We start from the raw sequence: 14,406 nt of genomic DNA, 5'->3' as shown, positions 1-14,406 counted from the left end.
CCGAGGAAGCATCCCATGACGACCGCAAACGAAATTCTGAAACAGATCAAGGACAACGACGTCAAGTTCGTCGACCTGCGCTTTACGGACCCGAAGGGCAAGCTGCAGCACGTGACGATGGACGTTGCCTGCGTCGATGAAGACATGTTCGCCGATGGCGTCATGTTCGACGGCTCCTCTATCGGAGGATGGAAGGCCATCAACGAATCCGACATGGTGCTGATGCCCGACACGGAAACGGTTCACATGGACCCGTTCTTCGCGCAGTCGACCATGGTCATCCTCTGCGACATCCTGGACCCGGTTTCCGGCGAATCCTACAATCGCGATCCGCGCGGTACCGCCAAGAAGGCAGAAGCCTACCTGAAGGCTTCCGGCATCGGCGACACGATCTTCGTAGGCCCGGAGCCTGAGTTCTTCGTATTCGACGACGTCAAGTACAAAGCCGATCCCTACAACACCGGCTTCAAGCTCGATTCCAGCGAACTGCCGTCGAACGACGACACCGACTACGAGACCGGCAACCTCGGTCACCGTCCTCGCGTCAAGGGCGGCTATTTTCCAGTTCCGCCGATCGACAGTTGCCAGGACATGCGCTCCGAGATGCTGACGGTTCTCGGCGAAATGGGCGTCGTGGTTGAAAAGCACCATCACGAAGTGGCTGCGGGACAGCACGAACTCGGCGTCAAGTTCGACACGCTGGTGCGCAACGCCGACAAGATCCAGATCTACAAGTACGTCGTTCATCAGGTCGCCAACGCCTATGGCAAGACGGCGACCTTCATGCCCAAGCCGATCTTCGGCGATAACGGCTCGGGCATGCATGTGCACCAGTCGATCTGGAAGGGCGGCAAGCCGACCTTCGCCGGCGACGAGTATGCCGGCCTGTCGGAATCCTGCCTCTATTACATCGGCGGCATCATCAAGCACGCGAAGGCCATCAACGCTTTCACAAACCCGTCGACGAACTCCTACAAGCGTCTCGTCCCGGGCTATGAGGCTCCGGTGCTGCTTGCCTATTCGGCTCGCAATCGTTCGGCTTCCTGCCGTATTCCCTTCGGCTCCAACCCGAAGGCGAAGCGCGTAGAAGTTCGCTTCCCGGATCCGACTGCCAACCCATACCTGGCGTTTGCCGCCATGCTGATGGCCGGCCTTGACGGCATCAAGAACAAGATCCATCCCGGCAAGCCGATGGACAAGGACCTGTACGACCTGCCGCCGAAGGAACTGAAGAAGATCCCGACCGTCTGCGCATCGCTGCGTGAAGCGCTGGAAAACCTCGATCGGGACCGCAAGTTCCTGACGGCCGGCGGCGTGTTTGACGACGACCAGATCGATTCGTTCATCGAACTGAAGATGGTGGAGGTCATGCGCTACGAAATGACACCCCATCCGGTCGAATTCGACATGTACTACTCGGCCTAGTCCTCAACCAGAAAGTCCCGGTCATCGCCGGGACTTTTTTCTGCGCCGAGCCAGCGCGGCGTGCTTTACTGGTCTTGTCGGCCGCCTGACTATGGCAGCGCTGTGGGACAACGGCGGCAAAAGGCTTGAAAAATGTGGCGCATCGTCCCACATAATTGCGTGAAAGGAAGTCGCGCCATGAAACAAAAAGATGCAAAATTCAATATCGGCGAAGTGGTCCGGCATCGGGTGTTTCCGTTCCGAGGCGTCGTGTTCGACGTAGATCCGGAGTTCGCCAACACGGAAGAATGGTGGAATGCCATTCCGACCGAGGTTCGTCCCAGCAAGGACCAGCCGTTCTATCACCTGCTGGCTGAAAACGAGGAGACGGAATATGTCGCTTATGTCTCAGAGCAGAACCTCGTCAGCGACGACAGCGGAGAACCTCTCCGCAACCCGCAGGTCTACCAAATCTTCGACCGCAAGACGACCGGCGAACTCAAGCCCAAGATGAGCTTCGCCCACTGATCCCTCCACAGATACGCCTGCAAAAGGAAGCCGACAAACCGGCTTCCTTTTTTATTTTCGTTAGACTGTGAGCCATAAAAAAAGCCCGGCTGAACCGGGCTTTTTATGCAGATATGTGTAATTCTTACTGGGACTTGGCGGCCTTCTGGGCGTCTTCCAGCTTCTTGCGGGCTTCTTCAGCCTTCTTCTGCATGCTGTCCTGCAGGCTGCGCTGGCTTTCTGCGAGCTTGGTATCGGAGATCGCCGGGCCGTCATAAGCGGCGCCGAAGCCGGTCAGGGAGACCTTGATTGGGTTCGGAGCGCGGCGGAAGTTGATCGATGTGAAGGTCACGTCCGTGCCCTTCTTCAGAGATGCGATCGTGGCATCCGTCAGCGGAATTTCAGCCGTGCACTTGTCTGGCAGGCAGACGGCGTAGTCGACCTTCTGGCCCTTGCCGCCATCGATCTGCATGGTGATGCCAGGTCCGATCAGGCGGGCTGTCGGGACGGAGATCTGCAGGATCTTGCGGTTGACCTTGCCATCGATGGAGATCAGTCCGATTGCCGTCACCAGCTGGCCGCTGTTGGCCATGATCAGGTTCTGGACGATGCAGATGTCGTTGTCATCCTGCTTGGCGCATGTCTTGTACCAGCCGAGACGCGGGGTCTGAGCGGCGCCATCGGCCGGAGCAGCCGGTGCATCCTGCGCAAAAGCGGGCGCGGAAGCGCCGATCACGAGTGCGAGTGCAGACAGAGCCGCGCGAATTGTTTTGTCAGTTTTGAACGTCATAGCGAAATCCGCCTCCTGAAATCCGATGCAAAGCAGCCTTCTGCCACCTCATGCCTTTCGGGTCAAACTGCTGTCCACCTGTCGAAAGAATAAGGCAAATGCATGACTCCGAACTGTGGATCACCTGTTACATGGCGTTGCTTCGGATATCCAGCTTTTCTTTGCAGGTTTCGGCCGCAGGATGGACAAATCCGATGCCTATGTCTTGGATCGAGGAGGCCATGATAAGGTCGCCGTCACGAATCATGCCCTTATGGGAAAGGATGCCATGCGAGCGCTCCGGGTCGCGATTTATCTAGCTGCGGCAATGCTTTGCAAGACCGCTCAGGCGGACCCCGTGCACGGCCTTGCCATGCACGGCGATCCCGCGCTTGCCGCCGACTTCAAGGCCCTCCCTTACGTCAATCCGTCCGTCAAGAAGGGCGGCCATATCAGCTACGGTGTGGTCGGCACCTTCGATAATCTCAACCCGTTCATCCTCAAGAGCATGCGGACCACGGCGCGCGGCATGTGGGATCCGGACTACGGCAACATCGTCTACGAAACGCTGATGCAGCGCTCGCGCGACGAGCCGTTCACTCTCTACGGTCTGCTCGCCCAGACCGCCGAATGGGACGACAAGCGGTCCTATATCCAGTTCAATCTCAATCCCGCCGCCAAATGGTCGGATGGCCAGCCGGTGACGCCGGATGATGTGATCTTCAGCTTCAACCTTTTGCGCGACAAGGGCCGCGTGCCCTACTCAAACCGGCTGAATGCCGTTGCCAAGATGGAGAAGGTCGGCGAGCACAGTGTCCGCTTCACCTTCAACGACAAGGCCGACCGCGAAACGCCGATGATCATTGCCAGCTCGACGCCGATCCTGCCGCAGCATGCGATCGATCCGGACAAGTTCGACCAGACGACGCTGGTGGCACCCATCGGATCCGGGCCTTACCGGGTGAAAACGGTGAACCCGGGCGACAGCATCGTCTTTGCGCGGAACCCGGATTACTGGGGCAAGGATATTCCGGCCAAGGTCGGGGTCGACAATTACGACCTGCTGACCGTTCATTACTTCTTGCAGGAAAACACGCTGTTCGAGGCATTCAAAAAGGGCGATGTCGATATCTATGCGGATGGCAGCCCGGGCCACTGGGCAAATGCCTATGATTTTCCGGCGGCGCGCTCCGGCGAGGTTGTGAAGGATGTCTTCAATCCCAAGCTTCCCAGCGGCATGTTCGGCTTCGTCTTCAACACTCGGCGACCGATCTTTGCCAATGTAAAAGTCCGCGAAGGTCTTTCGCTGGCCTTCGATTTCGAGTGGGTCAACAAGAACCTATCGTCAGGCGCCTACACGCGAACGGAGAGCTACTGGCAGGGCTCGGACCTGTCGTCCTTCGGCGTATCCGCCGATGCCCGCGAGCTCGAAATGCTGGGTCCGATCAGCAAGCGCATCGATCCGGCCGTGCTCGATGGCACATACAAACTGCCCGTGACCAACGGTTCCGGCCGCGACCGCGCTGTGCTGCGCCGGGCCGTGGATCTGCTGAAGGCAGGTGGATACACGATCAAGGATGGCAAGATGGTCGATGCCGGCGGGCATCAGCTGGCGTTTGAGATCATGACACAGAATGCCGACCAGGAGAGACTAGCCATCGCCTACCGGAGAACGCTGAACCTGCTGGGGATCGAGGTGGCGATCCGCACCGTCGACGATTCGCAGTACCAGCGCCGGACAATCAGCTTCGACTACGACATCATCATCAAATCGTTCACATCTTCCCTCTCGCCGGGCATCGAGCAGGTCGGGCGATGGGGCTCGGTGGCGCGTGATCGACAGGGCAGCGAGAACTTCGCGGGCGTTGCCGATCCCGATGTGGATACGTTGATCGGCCACATTCTCTCGGCGCGCGGCGTTGAGGATTTTCGCGATGCCGTCCGTTCCTTCGACCGGCTGTTGCTTTCCGGGCATTACTTCGTGCCGCTTTATCATATCGACCAGCAATATGTGGCACGGCACAAGCGGATAGGGCATCCGGATGTCACTCCCTTGTACGGCTATCAGCTGCCTGTGTGGTGGGATGCTTCGGTGCAGTGAGGTGGTTCCTTTTTGGTGCCTGGTTGAAGCCCGGCGGCAAAGAGACTATTTCGGTCCGATCAACAGGAAAGGGCAACGACCATGGAACGCATCACAATCGATATCGTCTCGGACGTCGTCTGCCCGTGGTGCTACCTCGGCAAGGCGCGGCTCGAACTGGCGATTGCCGAAGTGCAGGACGAAGTCGGTGTCGACATTAACTGGCGCCCTTACCGCCTCAATCCGGATTATCCGCCTGAAGGCGTCGACCAGAAGCAGAAGCTGGCTGAAAAGCTCGGCGGTGCAGACAAGGTGGCCAGCGCTCACGCGATGCTCGCAGGTCTTGGCTGCGAGGTCGGAATTGCATTCAATTTCGATGCCATCACCATCGGCCCGAACACGCTCGATGCCCACAGACTGATCCACTGGGCTGTGACCGAAGATCGCGAGCTCCAGAACCGGGTGGTCGATGGCCTCTTCAAGGCGAATTTCGAAGAAGGCAGAAATGTCGGCGACCACGCCGTACTTCTCGACATCGCCGAAGCCGCCGGACTGGATCGCGCTGTCATCGAGGCCCTCCTCGCATCCGACGCCGACAGCGACCTGATCGTCGCGGAAATCGAGTCGGCACGGCAAATGGGCGTAAACGGCGTGCCGTTCTTTATCTTCGACCAGCAATATGCAGTCAGCGGCGCGCAGACGCCGGATGTGATTGCCAACGCGCTCCGCGACATCGCCAAGACGAAGGGCGAGGCCCGCGCGGCGCTCAACTAGCGCAGCATTTCTCACATTTACCCTGTAAATCAGGCTGCGCGCTCCGTCAGGGCACGCAGCCTTTTATTTTGCCAGTTCCGCCAGCTGCGTCATGACTACGGCGGCGCCCGCCAAGCGCTTGGCTGGTGTTGGGAGGTCGCGGGTGAGGAAGACGCTGTGGTCTGGCCTGATCTTCGCCATTGAGCCCTGCCTGGCGATATAGCCGACGAGGGCTGCCGGATTCGGGAATTCCTTGTGGCGGAACTGCACGACGACACCCTTCGGACCGGCATCGAGCTTCTCCACATGGGCAATGCGGCAGAGCGACTTGATGTAGACGATCTTCAGCAGGTGCTGCACCTCGATCGGCATGGGTCCGAAGCGGTCGATCATCTCGGCGCCGAAACCGTCGATTTCCTTGAGATCGGTGATCTCGCCGAGCCGGCGGTAGAGCGCCATGCGCAGGTGCAGGTCGGGCACATAGTCGTCGGGGATCATCACCGGCGTGCCGACCGAAATCTGCGGCGACCAGCCGGTGTCCTGGATCTCGTCGACGCCCTTCACTTCGACCACGGCCTCTTCCAGCATCTGCTGGTAGAGTTCGAAGCCAACCTCCTTGATATGGCCAGACTGCTCCTCGCCCAGCAGATTGCCGGCGCCTCGGATATCCAGATCGTGGCTGGCGAGCTGGAAGCCGGCGCCGAGCGTATCCAGCGACTGAAGCACCTTGAGGCGGCGCTCCGCCGTCGAGGTGAGCACCTTGTTGACGGGAAGCGTGAACAGCGCGAAGGCCCGCACCTTGGAACGTCCGACACGACCGCGCAGCTGGTAGAGCTGGGCAAGCCCGAACATGTCGGCGCGGTGGACGATCAGGGTGTTGGCAGTCGGCACGTCGAGGCCGGATTCGACGATGGTGGTCGACAGCAGCACATCGTAGCGGCCCTCGTAGAAGGCATTCATGATGTCTTCGAGCTCGCTCGCCGGCATCTGGCCATGGGCAACGGCAACTTTCAGTTCCGGCAGATCCGATTGCAGGAAAGCGTGAATATCGGCAAGGTCGGCGAGCCGCGGGCAGACATAGAAACTCTGGCCCCCGCGATAATGCTCGCGCATCAGCGTTTCGCGGATCACCAGCGAATCGAAGGGCGAGATGAAGGTGCGGACCGCCATGCGGTCTACCGGCGGAGTCTTGATCAGCGACAGTTCCCGGACGCCGGTCATGGCCAGCTGCAGGGTGCGCGGGATCGGCGTTGCCGACAGGGTGAGGACGTGGACGTCGCTCTTCAGCTCCTTCAGCCGCTCCTTGTGCTTGACGCCGAAATGCTGCTCCTCATCGATGACCAGCAGGCCAAGATTGGCGAACTTGATGCCGTTGCCGAGCAGCGCGTGCGTACCGACGACGATGTCGGTCTTGCCTTCGGCGACTTCCTTCTTGGTCAGTGCCAGTTCCTTTGCGCCAACCAGGCGCGAAGCCTGCTGGACGCGGATCGGCAGACCACGGAAACGCTCGGAAAACGTCTTGAAATGCTGGCGGGCCAGCAGCGTCGTCGGCACGACGATTGCCACCTGGGCGCCGTTCATCGCCGCGACGAAGGCGGCGCGCAACGCCACTTCCGTCTTGCCGAACCCGACGTCGCCGCACACGAGCCGATCCATCGGCCGGCCGGCTGCGAGATCGTCACGCACGGCGTCAATGGCGTTCGCCTGGTCCTCGGTCTCGTCGTAGGGGAAGCGAGCTGCGAACTCGTCGTAGATGCCATCGGGTGCGATCAGCGCCGGCGCATGGCGCGTCAGGCGTTCGGCCGCGATACGGATCAGGGATCCGGCCATATCCAGCAGCCGCTTCTTCAGCTTGGCCTTGCGCATCTGCCATGCACCGCCGCCGAGCCTGTCCAGCTGCGCGTCGCTGGTTTCCGAGCCGTAGCGCGACAGGAGGTCGATGTTTTCGACCGGCAGGAACAGCTTTGCGTCGTCGGCATAGAGCAGCTCGAGGCAGGCATGCGGTGCACCGGCTGCCTCGATTGTCCGGAGACCGACAAAGCGGCCTATGCCGTGTTCGGCGTGGACGACGATCGAGCCTTCGTCGAGGCCTGCGACTTCGGAGATGAAGTTGGCGCCGCGCTTGCTGCGCTTGGAGCGGCGGACCATGCGGTCGCCGAGAATGTCCTGTTCACCGATGACGACCAGATTGCCGGTTTCGAAACCACTTTCCAGGTTGAGCACGGCCGCTGCCGCCTCGCCCTTGGCCAGCGCATCGACATCCTTCATCGCCTCGATGGTCTTGACGCGTTGCAGGCCATGCTCGGCGAGCACCTGTAGCAGGCGCTCCAGCGAGCCTTCCGTCCAGGCGGTGACGAGTACCTTGCCACCGGCCGCACGACGATCTGCGATATGCTTGACGACGGCATCGAAGACGTTGACGCGCTCGGCATCGACTTGCTCGGTGGCACCGCGAGCCCAGCGCGGCCCCTGTCGCGCATCGACATTGACCACCATCCGGGTCGCGCCCTCGTGCTCGTTGAACGGCGACATCCGTATGGCGTTGAAGGCATCGAGCGTCGCGCCAAACATCTTGCCGTCGAGGTAAAGCTCGCCGGGGGCCACAGGCTTGTAGGGGGTGCCCTGCGTCATCGCGCCCTTGCGCTGCTCGCCGGACTGCTGGCGCGCCTCGTAATAGTCGCGGACGAGCTTCGAGCGCTCCTCGGCGGCCTCGCGCACCGTATGGTCGGTGATGAAGCGGAAGCCCTTCAGGTAGTCGAAGATCGTATCGAGCTTTTCATAAAAAAGGGGCAGCCAGTGCTCCATGCCGGGATACCGCCGGCCTTCGGAGACGGCGACATACAGGGCGTCGTCGCGGGTGGCAGCGCCGAAGGTCGCCAGGTAATTGGTACGGAAGCGGCTGATCGTATCCGGCGTCAGCGTCACTTCGCTCATCGGATTGAGATCGAGCGAGCGCACCTGCCCGGTCGTCCGCTGGCTTGCCGGATCGAAGCTGCGGATGCTCTCCAGCGTATCGCCGAAGAAATCGAGGCGCACGGGCTCTTCGGACCCGGGCACGAAGACATCGAGAATACCGCCGCGCACCGCGAATTCACCGACCTCGCGCACGGTCGCGACCCGGTCGAAACCGTTACGCTCCAGGCGGCCGGCGATATCGTTCATGCGCAACTGGCTGCCGGGCTTTGCCGAGAAGGCCAGGCTTTCGATCACGTCCTGCGGGGCGACCTTCTGCAGCAGGGCATTGACGGTCACGAGCACGATCGCCGCATGCGGCTTCTTGTGGTATGCGATCAGCCCGCCAAGTGCCGCCAGCCGGCGTGCAGACGTGTCGGAACTTGGGGAAACGCGGTCATAGGGAAGGCAGTCCCAGGCCGGAAGGGTCAGCACCGGGATTTCAGGCGCAATGAAGGACAGCATCTGCTCGATGTCAGCCATGCGCTGTCCGTCCGACAGCACGTAGGCGACCGGTTCGCCGGACCGCGCCAGTTCGGCGATGATAAATGGATCGAGGCCGGCCGGAACGTTGCCGATCGTCAGCGGCACCGGCGCCGCTGCAAGCTTCCTGACGTCGATACCTGCAATCATTCCGCGACCCTGCGCAGGTCGGCGGTCATCTGTTCGAAATCCGGCGCATAGGCGGCTATACGGGCAAACAGCGGCGTCTGGAATCGTTCTGGCACCGGCAGCGTGCCTAGAATCCAGCGGTTCAGATCGTTGTCTTCCTCATCCATGATGATCTCGAACTCGTCGAGCTCGGTCTCCGACAGCGTGGGCAGCTCGGCGTCGGCGAACTGGCCGAACACGAGGTCCATTTCCCGGAGACCGCGATGCCAGCAACGAAACAGAATCCGCTTGCGGCGTGGATCGAGGAGCGCGCTGCTCAGTGTTACGCCTGTCATCTCACACACCTTCTTGTTGCTGCGTCTCTATAAAGCATCGCTTCGAAATGTGGGAACCGGTTTTTCGGAAAAAAGACGTTGCCGGGGATTTTTCCGGGGGCATGTCGAGAACTGTCGGCGGATCGCATTATCCGGCCTTGCCAAAGCGGTGTCCGCCGTCGCATTTTGCCGCCATCATGCGCCCTGCCATTCTCGATCTGCTGTTTGCTTCCATTTCCTCGCTGCCGGGCGTCGGGCCAAAAGTGGCCGACCTGCTGGTAAAGCTGCTTGGCCGCGAAAATCTTGAGGACACCAGGGTCGTCGACCTGCTGTTCCATGCCCCCTCATCAATCGTCGACCGGCGCGAACAGCCGGGAATTGCACGGGCGCCGCAGGGGACCATCGTCACCATCACCGGTCGGGTCGACCGCCATCAGGCGCCGCCGCCGCGCACCAGCCAGCCGTACCGCGTGTTCCTGCATGACGAGACCGGCGAACTCGGCCTCGTCTTCTTCCGAGGCAAGGCACAGTGGCTAGAAAAGCAGCTGCCGCTCGGCGAGACCGTCACCGTCAGCGGCAAGGTCGACTGGTTCAACGGCCGTCCGTCGATGGTGCATCCGGATTACATCGTCCGCGAAAGCGAAGGCGAGACGCTGCCGCTGGTGGAGCCCGTCTACCCGCTGAGCGCCGGCCTGACATTGCGCACCGTCCGCAAGGCGATTGAGGCGGCGCTGACGCGCATGCCGGATATGCCGGAATGGGACGACGCAGCGTTGGTGACGAAGCAGGGATTTTCCGATTTCGCGACGAGCTTCCGGATGCTGCACGATCCGCGCGATGCTAAAGACATCGACCCGCAGGCACCTGCCCGCCGTCGCCTTGCCTATGACGAGTTCCTGGCTGGCCAGTTGTCTCTGGCACTTGTCCGCCAGCGGCTGCGTCGCGTGCCGGGCCAGCCAGTTCATGCGACCGGTAAGATCAGCAGCCGGATTCTTGGGGCGCTGCCTTTCTCGCTGACCGGCAGCCAGACGGCGGCAATCGCCGACGTCCTGAAGGACATGGCGGGCAGCGACCGCATGCTGCGCCTGCTGCAGGGGGATGTAGGTGCCGGCAAGACGCTGGTGGCATTGATGGCGATTGCCGCTGTGATCGAGAACGGCGGACAGGCGGTGCTGATGGCGCCAACGGAAATCCTCGCCCGCCAGCACTATAGCACGATCTCGAAATTCGCTGCGGTTGCAGGACTTTCTATCGAAGTCCTCACAGGCCGCACGAAGGGCAAGGAGCGTGACGGGATCCTCGAGCGCATTGCGTCCGGTCAGGCCCAGATCGTCATCGGCACCCATGCGCTGTTTCAGGACAGCGTCTCCTATGCAAACCTGATGCTGGCTGTCGTCGATGAGCAGCACCGGTTCGGCGTCCACCAGCGGCTGCGCCTGACGGCCAAGGGAATCTCACCGCATATGCTGGTGATGACGGCGACGCCGATCCCCAGAACGCTGGTGCTGGCCGCGTTCGGCGACATGGATGTCTCGAAGCTGACGGAAAAGCCGGCCGGCCGCAAGCCTATCCATACCGTGACCGTTCCCACGGAACGCGTCGGCGATATCGTCCAGCGGCTCCGCGGCGCCCTTGCCGATGGCAAGAAGGCCTACTGGATCTGCCCGCTGGTGGAAGAGTCGGAGCAATCCGACCTGATGTCCGTCGAGGAACGCTTCGAGACACTCGCGCAGTTCTTCGGGCCCAAGGTCGGGCTCATCCACGGGCGGATGAGCGGGCCGGAAAAGGATGCCGCGATGCGGGCTTTCAAGAACGGCGAAACCAGGCTGCTGGTGGCGACTACTGTTGTGGAAGTCGGCGTCGACGTACAGGATGCGACGATCATGGTCATCGAGCACGCCGAGCGCTTCGGGCTGGCGCAGCTGCACCAGTTGCGCGGTCGTGTCGGACGCGGTGACGAGGCGTCGAGCTGCATCCTTCTCTACAAGGGACCGCTCAGCGAAACCGGCCATGCGCGGCTATCGATCATGCGCGACACCGAGGACGGTTTTCGAATCGCCGAGGAAGACCTGAAATTGCGCGGCGAAGGTGAGCTTCTTGGCACCCGTCAGTCGGGCACCCCGGGCTTTCGCATCGCCAGCATCGAAGCCCATGCCGATCTTCTGGAAATTGCCCGGAAAGACGCCGCCTATCTCATTGAACGGGACGCAGATCTCGTCAGCGATCGCGGCCAGGCCGTCAGGACGCTGCTCTATCTATTCCGGCGTGATGAGGCGATCCGCTTTCTCCGCGCGGGCTAGGCGCTTTGCCTTGTAAGCTGTGTGGAGTTCCGATGTGGGCAAAGCATCGACGTGATCCGGCGTCACCAGTCCGCCTGAAATGAGAAGCCTCGCCCCGTCTTCCGGGCTCATGTCGAGAATGACGATTTTTTCGCGCGGCACGAAAACCAAAAAGCCTGCGGTCGGAACTGGCGTCGGCGGCAGGAAGACACTGACCATGTCCACACCCATGGCGTTGAACTTGGATGCGATCTCGCCCTTTGCATCGGTTGCGACGAAGACAAGCGACCAGAGGCCGGGGCTCGGATATTCGATCAGCCCCACCTGCTTGAAAGAATTGCTCTTCTCCTTCAGCACCGTTTCGAAGATCTGCTTGAGGCTCTTGTAAATGGTGCGGACTAGCGGCACACGGCGCACCAAGGATTCACCGAACTGGACGATGCTTTGGCCGATGAGGTTCTTGCCGAGAAAGCCGATGATAGTGATGAAGATCATCGCCATGACAAGGCCGGTTCCGGGCACGGCGAAGTTGAGGTAGCTCTCGGGGTCGTAGCGGGCGGGAATGTAGGGTTCAACCCAGCTGTCAGCCCAGTGGACGACGGACCAGGTCAGCCACAGCGTAATGGCGATCGGTGCGCAGATGATGAGCCCCGTCAGAAAATTATTGCGGATGCGTGCCGCGACCGACAGTCTCGTCGTCGTCTTTTCGGGATTTTCCGCCATTTGTCGTTTCTGAACTCCGTTCAGCCTGCCGCCTCGCCAGCAAAATCCCCATTGCCGACAGAGTTGAAATTGCCAGAAGTTGCTGCGACGCACAACCCGCAGCAACGCTTGCTACCCAACGGTTAACGTATCAGGACACCGCAATCGACAATGTCGCGCCTCGGATCACTCAACCGTGACCGATTTCGCCAGATTGCGGGGCTGGTCGACGTCGGTACCCATGAAGACTGCCGTGTGATAGGCAAGCAGCTGGATCGGCATGGAGAAGATCATCGGCGCAATGATTTCATCGACGACCGGCAGGACGATAGTCGCCATGGTCGGCAGGTTGGAGGCGGCAGCGCCTGCCTCGTCGGTAATAAAGATGATGCGCCCGCCGCGTGCCGCGACCTCCTGCATGTTCGAAATGGTCTTCTCGAAAAAGCGATCGTAGGGCGCGATGACGATGACCGGCATGTTTTCGTCGATCAAGGCGATCGGTCCGTGCTTGAGCTCGCCTGCCGCGTAGCCTTCGGCGTGAATGTAGGAAATTTCTTTCAGCTTCAGCGCGCCTTCCATGGCCAGCGGGTAGCTGGTGCCGCGACCGAGATAGAGGACGTCCTTGAACTTGGCGATTTCGCGCGCAAGGCTTTCCATCTGGGGCTGGATAAGGTTCAACACCCGGCTCATAATGCGGGGCATCTCTGCCAGATGGCGGACAAGGGTCACCTCCTCGTCGGCGCTGACAGTCCCGCGCGCTCGACCGGCTCCAATTGCGAGCGCTGCCAGGACGGCCAGCTGGCAGGTGAAGGCCTTGGTCGAAGCGACGCCGATCTCGGGGCCTGCCATGATCGGGAAGACAGCATCGGATTCACGGGCAATGGTCGATTCGCGAACGTTGACGATGGCGCCGATCTTCAGGCCATTTTCCTTGCAGTAGCGGAGCGACGCCAGCGTATCTGCCGTCTCGCCGGACTGCGAGACGAATAGCGCTGCCTGGCTCGGCAAGAGTGGCATCTCGCGGTATCGGAACTCGGATGCGACGTCGATTTCAACCGGGAGGCGCGCATAGCGCTCGAACCAGTATTTGCCGATCAGGCCTGCAAGAAATGCAGTGCCGCAGGCAGATACCGCAAGGCCGGTCACCTTGCTGAAATCGATTGCCGAAGCATTGGCATTGATGCGGTTGCTGGCAAAGTCGACATAATGGCCCAGCGCGTGGGAGATGACTTCCGGCTGTTCATAGATTTCCTTTTCCATGAAATGCCGGTGATTGCCCTTGTCGACGACGAAGGCGGTCGCCTGCGAGATCTGCCGGGCCCGCTGGACCGGCGTGCCGGCAAAATCGAAGATCTCGGCAGTCTCGTGCGTCACGATGGCGAAGTCGCCGTCGACGAGATAGGCGATGTCGTTGGTGAAAGGCGACAGCGCGATGGCGTCCGAGCCGAGGAACATCTCGCCACGGCCGTAGCCGATGGCCAGCGGTGGGCCCGAGCGGGCAGCCATCAGCACATCGGGATGATCCTTGAACATAACCACCAGCGCATACGCGCCGGTGACGCGGTTGAGCATGCGGAGCATCGCTGCCTGCGGCTCAAGGCCGTCCCGGATCGACTTTGCCAGCAGATGGGCAACAACCTCGGTGTCGGTCTGGGTGGTAAAGACTGCGCCCTCGCCTTTCAGCTCTTCGCGCAACTCGGAAAAGTTCTCGATGATGCCGTTGTGGACAACAGCGACGCCATCGACGAAATGCGGATGGGCATTGGTTTCATTCGGAATGCCGTGGGTCGCCCACCGCGTATGGGCAATGCCGATCGATCCGTCCAGCGGCTCGCGGTCGAGCAGGCTTTCGAGATTGAACAGCTTTCCTTCGGCGCGGCGGCGCTCGAGAATGTCGTCATGGATGGTGGCGACGCCGGCCGAATCGTAGCCGCGATATTCGAGACGCTTCAGCGCATCCACCAAACGGCCGGCCACAGGCTTGGCTCCTACGATACCGACAATGCCGCACATGAACTTCTCCGTCTCAACTCT

Annotated in this window: 10 protein-coding genes; 5 read left to right on the top strand and 5 right to left on the bottom strand. The window is 60.9% G+C overall.

The features are described 5' to 3' along the window. The first annotated feature begins 15 nt into the window (after nt 1-15). Nucleotides 16-1,425, top strand: coding sequence for a type I glutamate--ammonia ligase (gene glnA, locus J5274_RS12445; RefSeq protein WP_142822635.1), 1,410 nt, complete (start codon nt 16-18; stop codon nt 1,423-1,425). A 177-nt stretch (nt 1,426-1,602) separates the two neighbouring features. After that, nucleotides 1,603-1,932 (top strand): heat shock protein HspQ, encoded by a 330-nt coding sequence (gene hspQ / locus J5274_RS12440; protein ID WP_111215626.1) that lies wholly within the window; start codon nt 1,603-1,605, stop codon nt 1,930-1,932. A gap of 124 nt (nt 1,933-2,056) precedes the next feature. On the opposite strand, the gene J5274_RS12435 is transcribed toward hspQ, so the two are convergent. Next, a complete protein-coding gene (locus J5274_RS12435) occupies nt 2,057-2,701 on the bottom strand; it encodes an invasion associated locus B family protein (protein ID WP_142822634.1) in 645 nt (214 codons plus the stop codon). Between the two features lie 268 nt (nt 2,702-2,969). Here J5274_RS12435 and J5274_RS12430 point away from each other — a divergent pair, with 268 nt between their 5' ends. Next, entirely contained in the window at nt 2,970-4,781 is a 1,812-nt protein-coding gene (locus J5274_RS12430; protein ID WP_142822632.1) for an extracellular solute-binding protein, read from the top strand. Between the two features lie 81 nt (nt 4,782-4,862). Further along, nucleotides 4,863-5,534 (top strand): DsbA family oxidoreductase, encoded by a 672-nt coding sequence (locus J5274_RS12425; protein ID WP_219274613.1) that lies wholly within the window; start codon nt 4,863-4,865, stop codon nt 5,532-5,534. Between the two features lie 63 nt (nt 5,535-5,597). Here the strand turns inward: J5274_RS12425 and mfd are convergent, their stop codons facing one another. Both mfd and J5274_RS12415 read right to left on the bottom strand, forming a co-directional pair. Further along, on the bottom strand, nt 5,598-9,098 hold the full coding sequence (gene mfd / locus J5274_RS12420) for a transcription-repair coupling factor (protein ID WP_142822629.1): 3,501 nt from the start codon (nt 9,096-9,098) through the stop codon (nt 5,598-5,600). Then, nucleotides 9,095-9,412: a succinate dehydrogenase assembly factor 2 gene (locus J5274_RS12415; protein ID WP_111215621.1), complete on the bottom strand. Its 318-nt coding sequence runs from the start codon at nt 9,410-9,412 to the stop codon at nt 9,095-9,097. Before J5274_RS12415 ends, mfd begins: the two co-directional genes overlap by 4 nt. 176 nt (nt 9,413-9,588) lie before the next feature. On the opposite strand from J5274_RS12415, the gene recG reads away from it, so the two are divergent. Next, nucleotides 9,589-11,691: an ATP-dependent DNA helicase RecG gene (gene recG, locus J5274_RS12410; RefSeq protein ID WP_142823582.1), complete on the top strand. Its 2,103-nt coding sequence runs from the start codon at nt 9,589-9,591 to the stop codon at nt 11,689-11,691. Here recG and J5274_RS12405 read toward each other — a convergent pair. Both J5274_RS12405 and glmS read right to left on the bottom strand, forming a co-directional pair. Then, nucleotides 11,647-12,393 (bottom strand): DUF502 domain-containing protein, encoded by a 747-nt coding sequence (locus tag J5274_RS12405; protein WP_142822627.1) that lies wholly within the window; start codon nt 12,391-12,393, stop codon nt 11,647-11,649. The two genes, recG and J5274_RS12405, sit on opposite strands and share 45 nt — an antisense overlap. A 165-nt stretch (nt 12,394-12,558) precedes the next feature. Further along, nucleotides 12,559-14,385, bottom strand: coding sequence for a glutamine--fructose-6-phosphate transaminase (isomerizing) (gene glmS / locus J5274_RS12400; protein WP_219274612.1), 1,827 nt, complete (start codon nt 14,383-14,385; stop codon nt 12,559-12,561). Nucleotides 14,386-14,406: the final 21 nt, after the last annotated feature.

The organism is Rhizobium sp. L51/94 (assembly GCF_019355555.1).
Taxonomy (GTDB): Bacteria; Pseudomonadota; Alphaproteobacteria; order Rhizobiales; family Rhizobiaceae; genus Rhizobium; species Rhizobium rhododendri.
The sequence above is the reverse complement of the archived record's forward strand: the minus strand, read 5'-3'. Positions and strand labels throughout refer to the sequence as shown.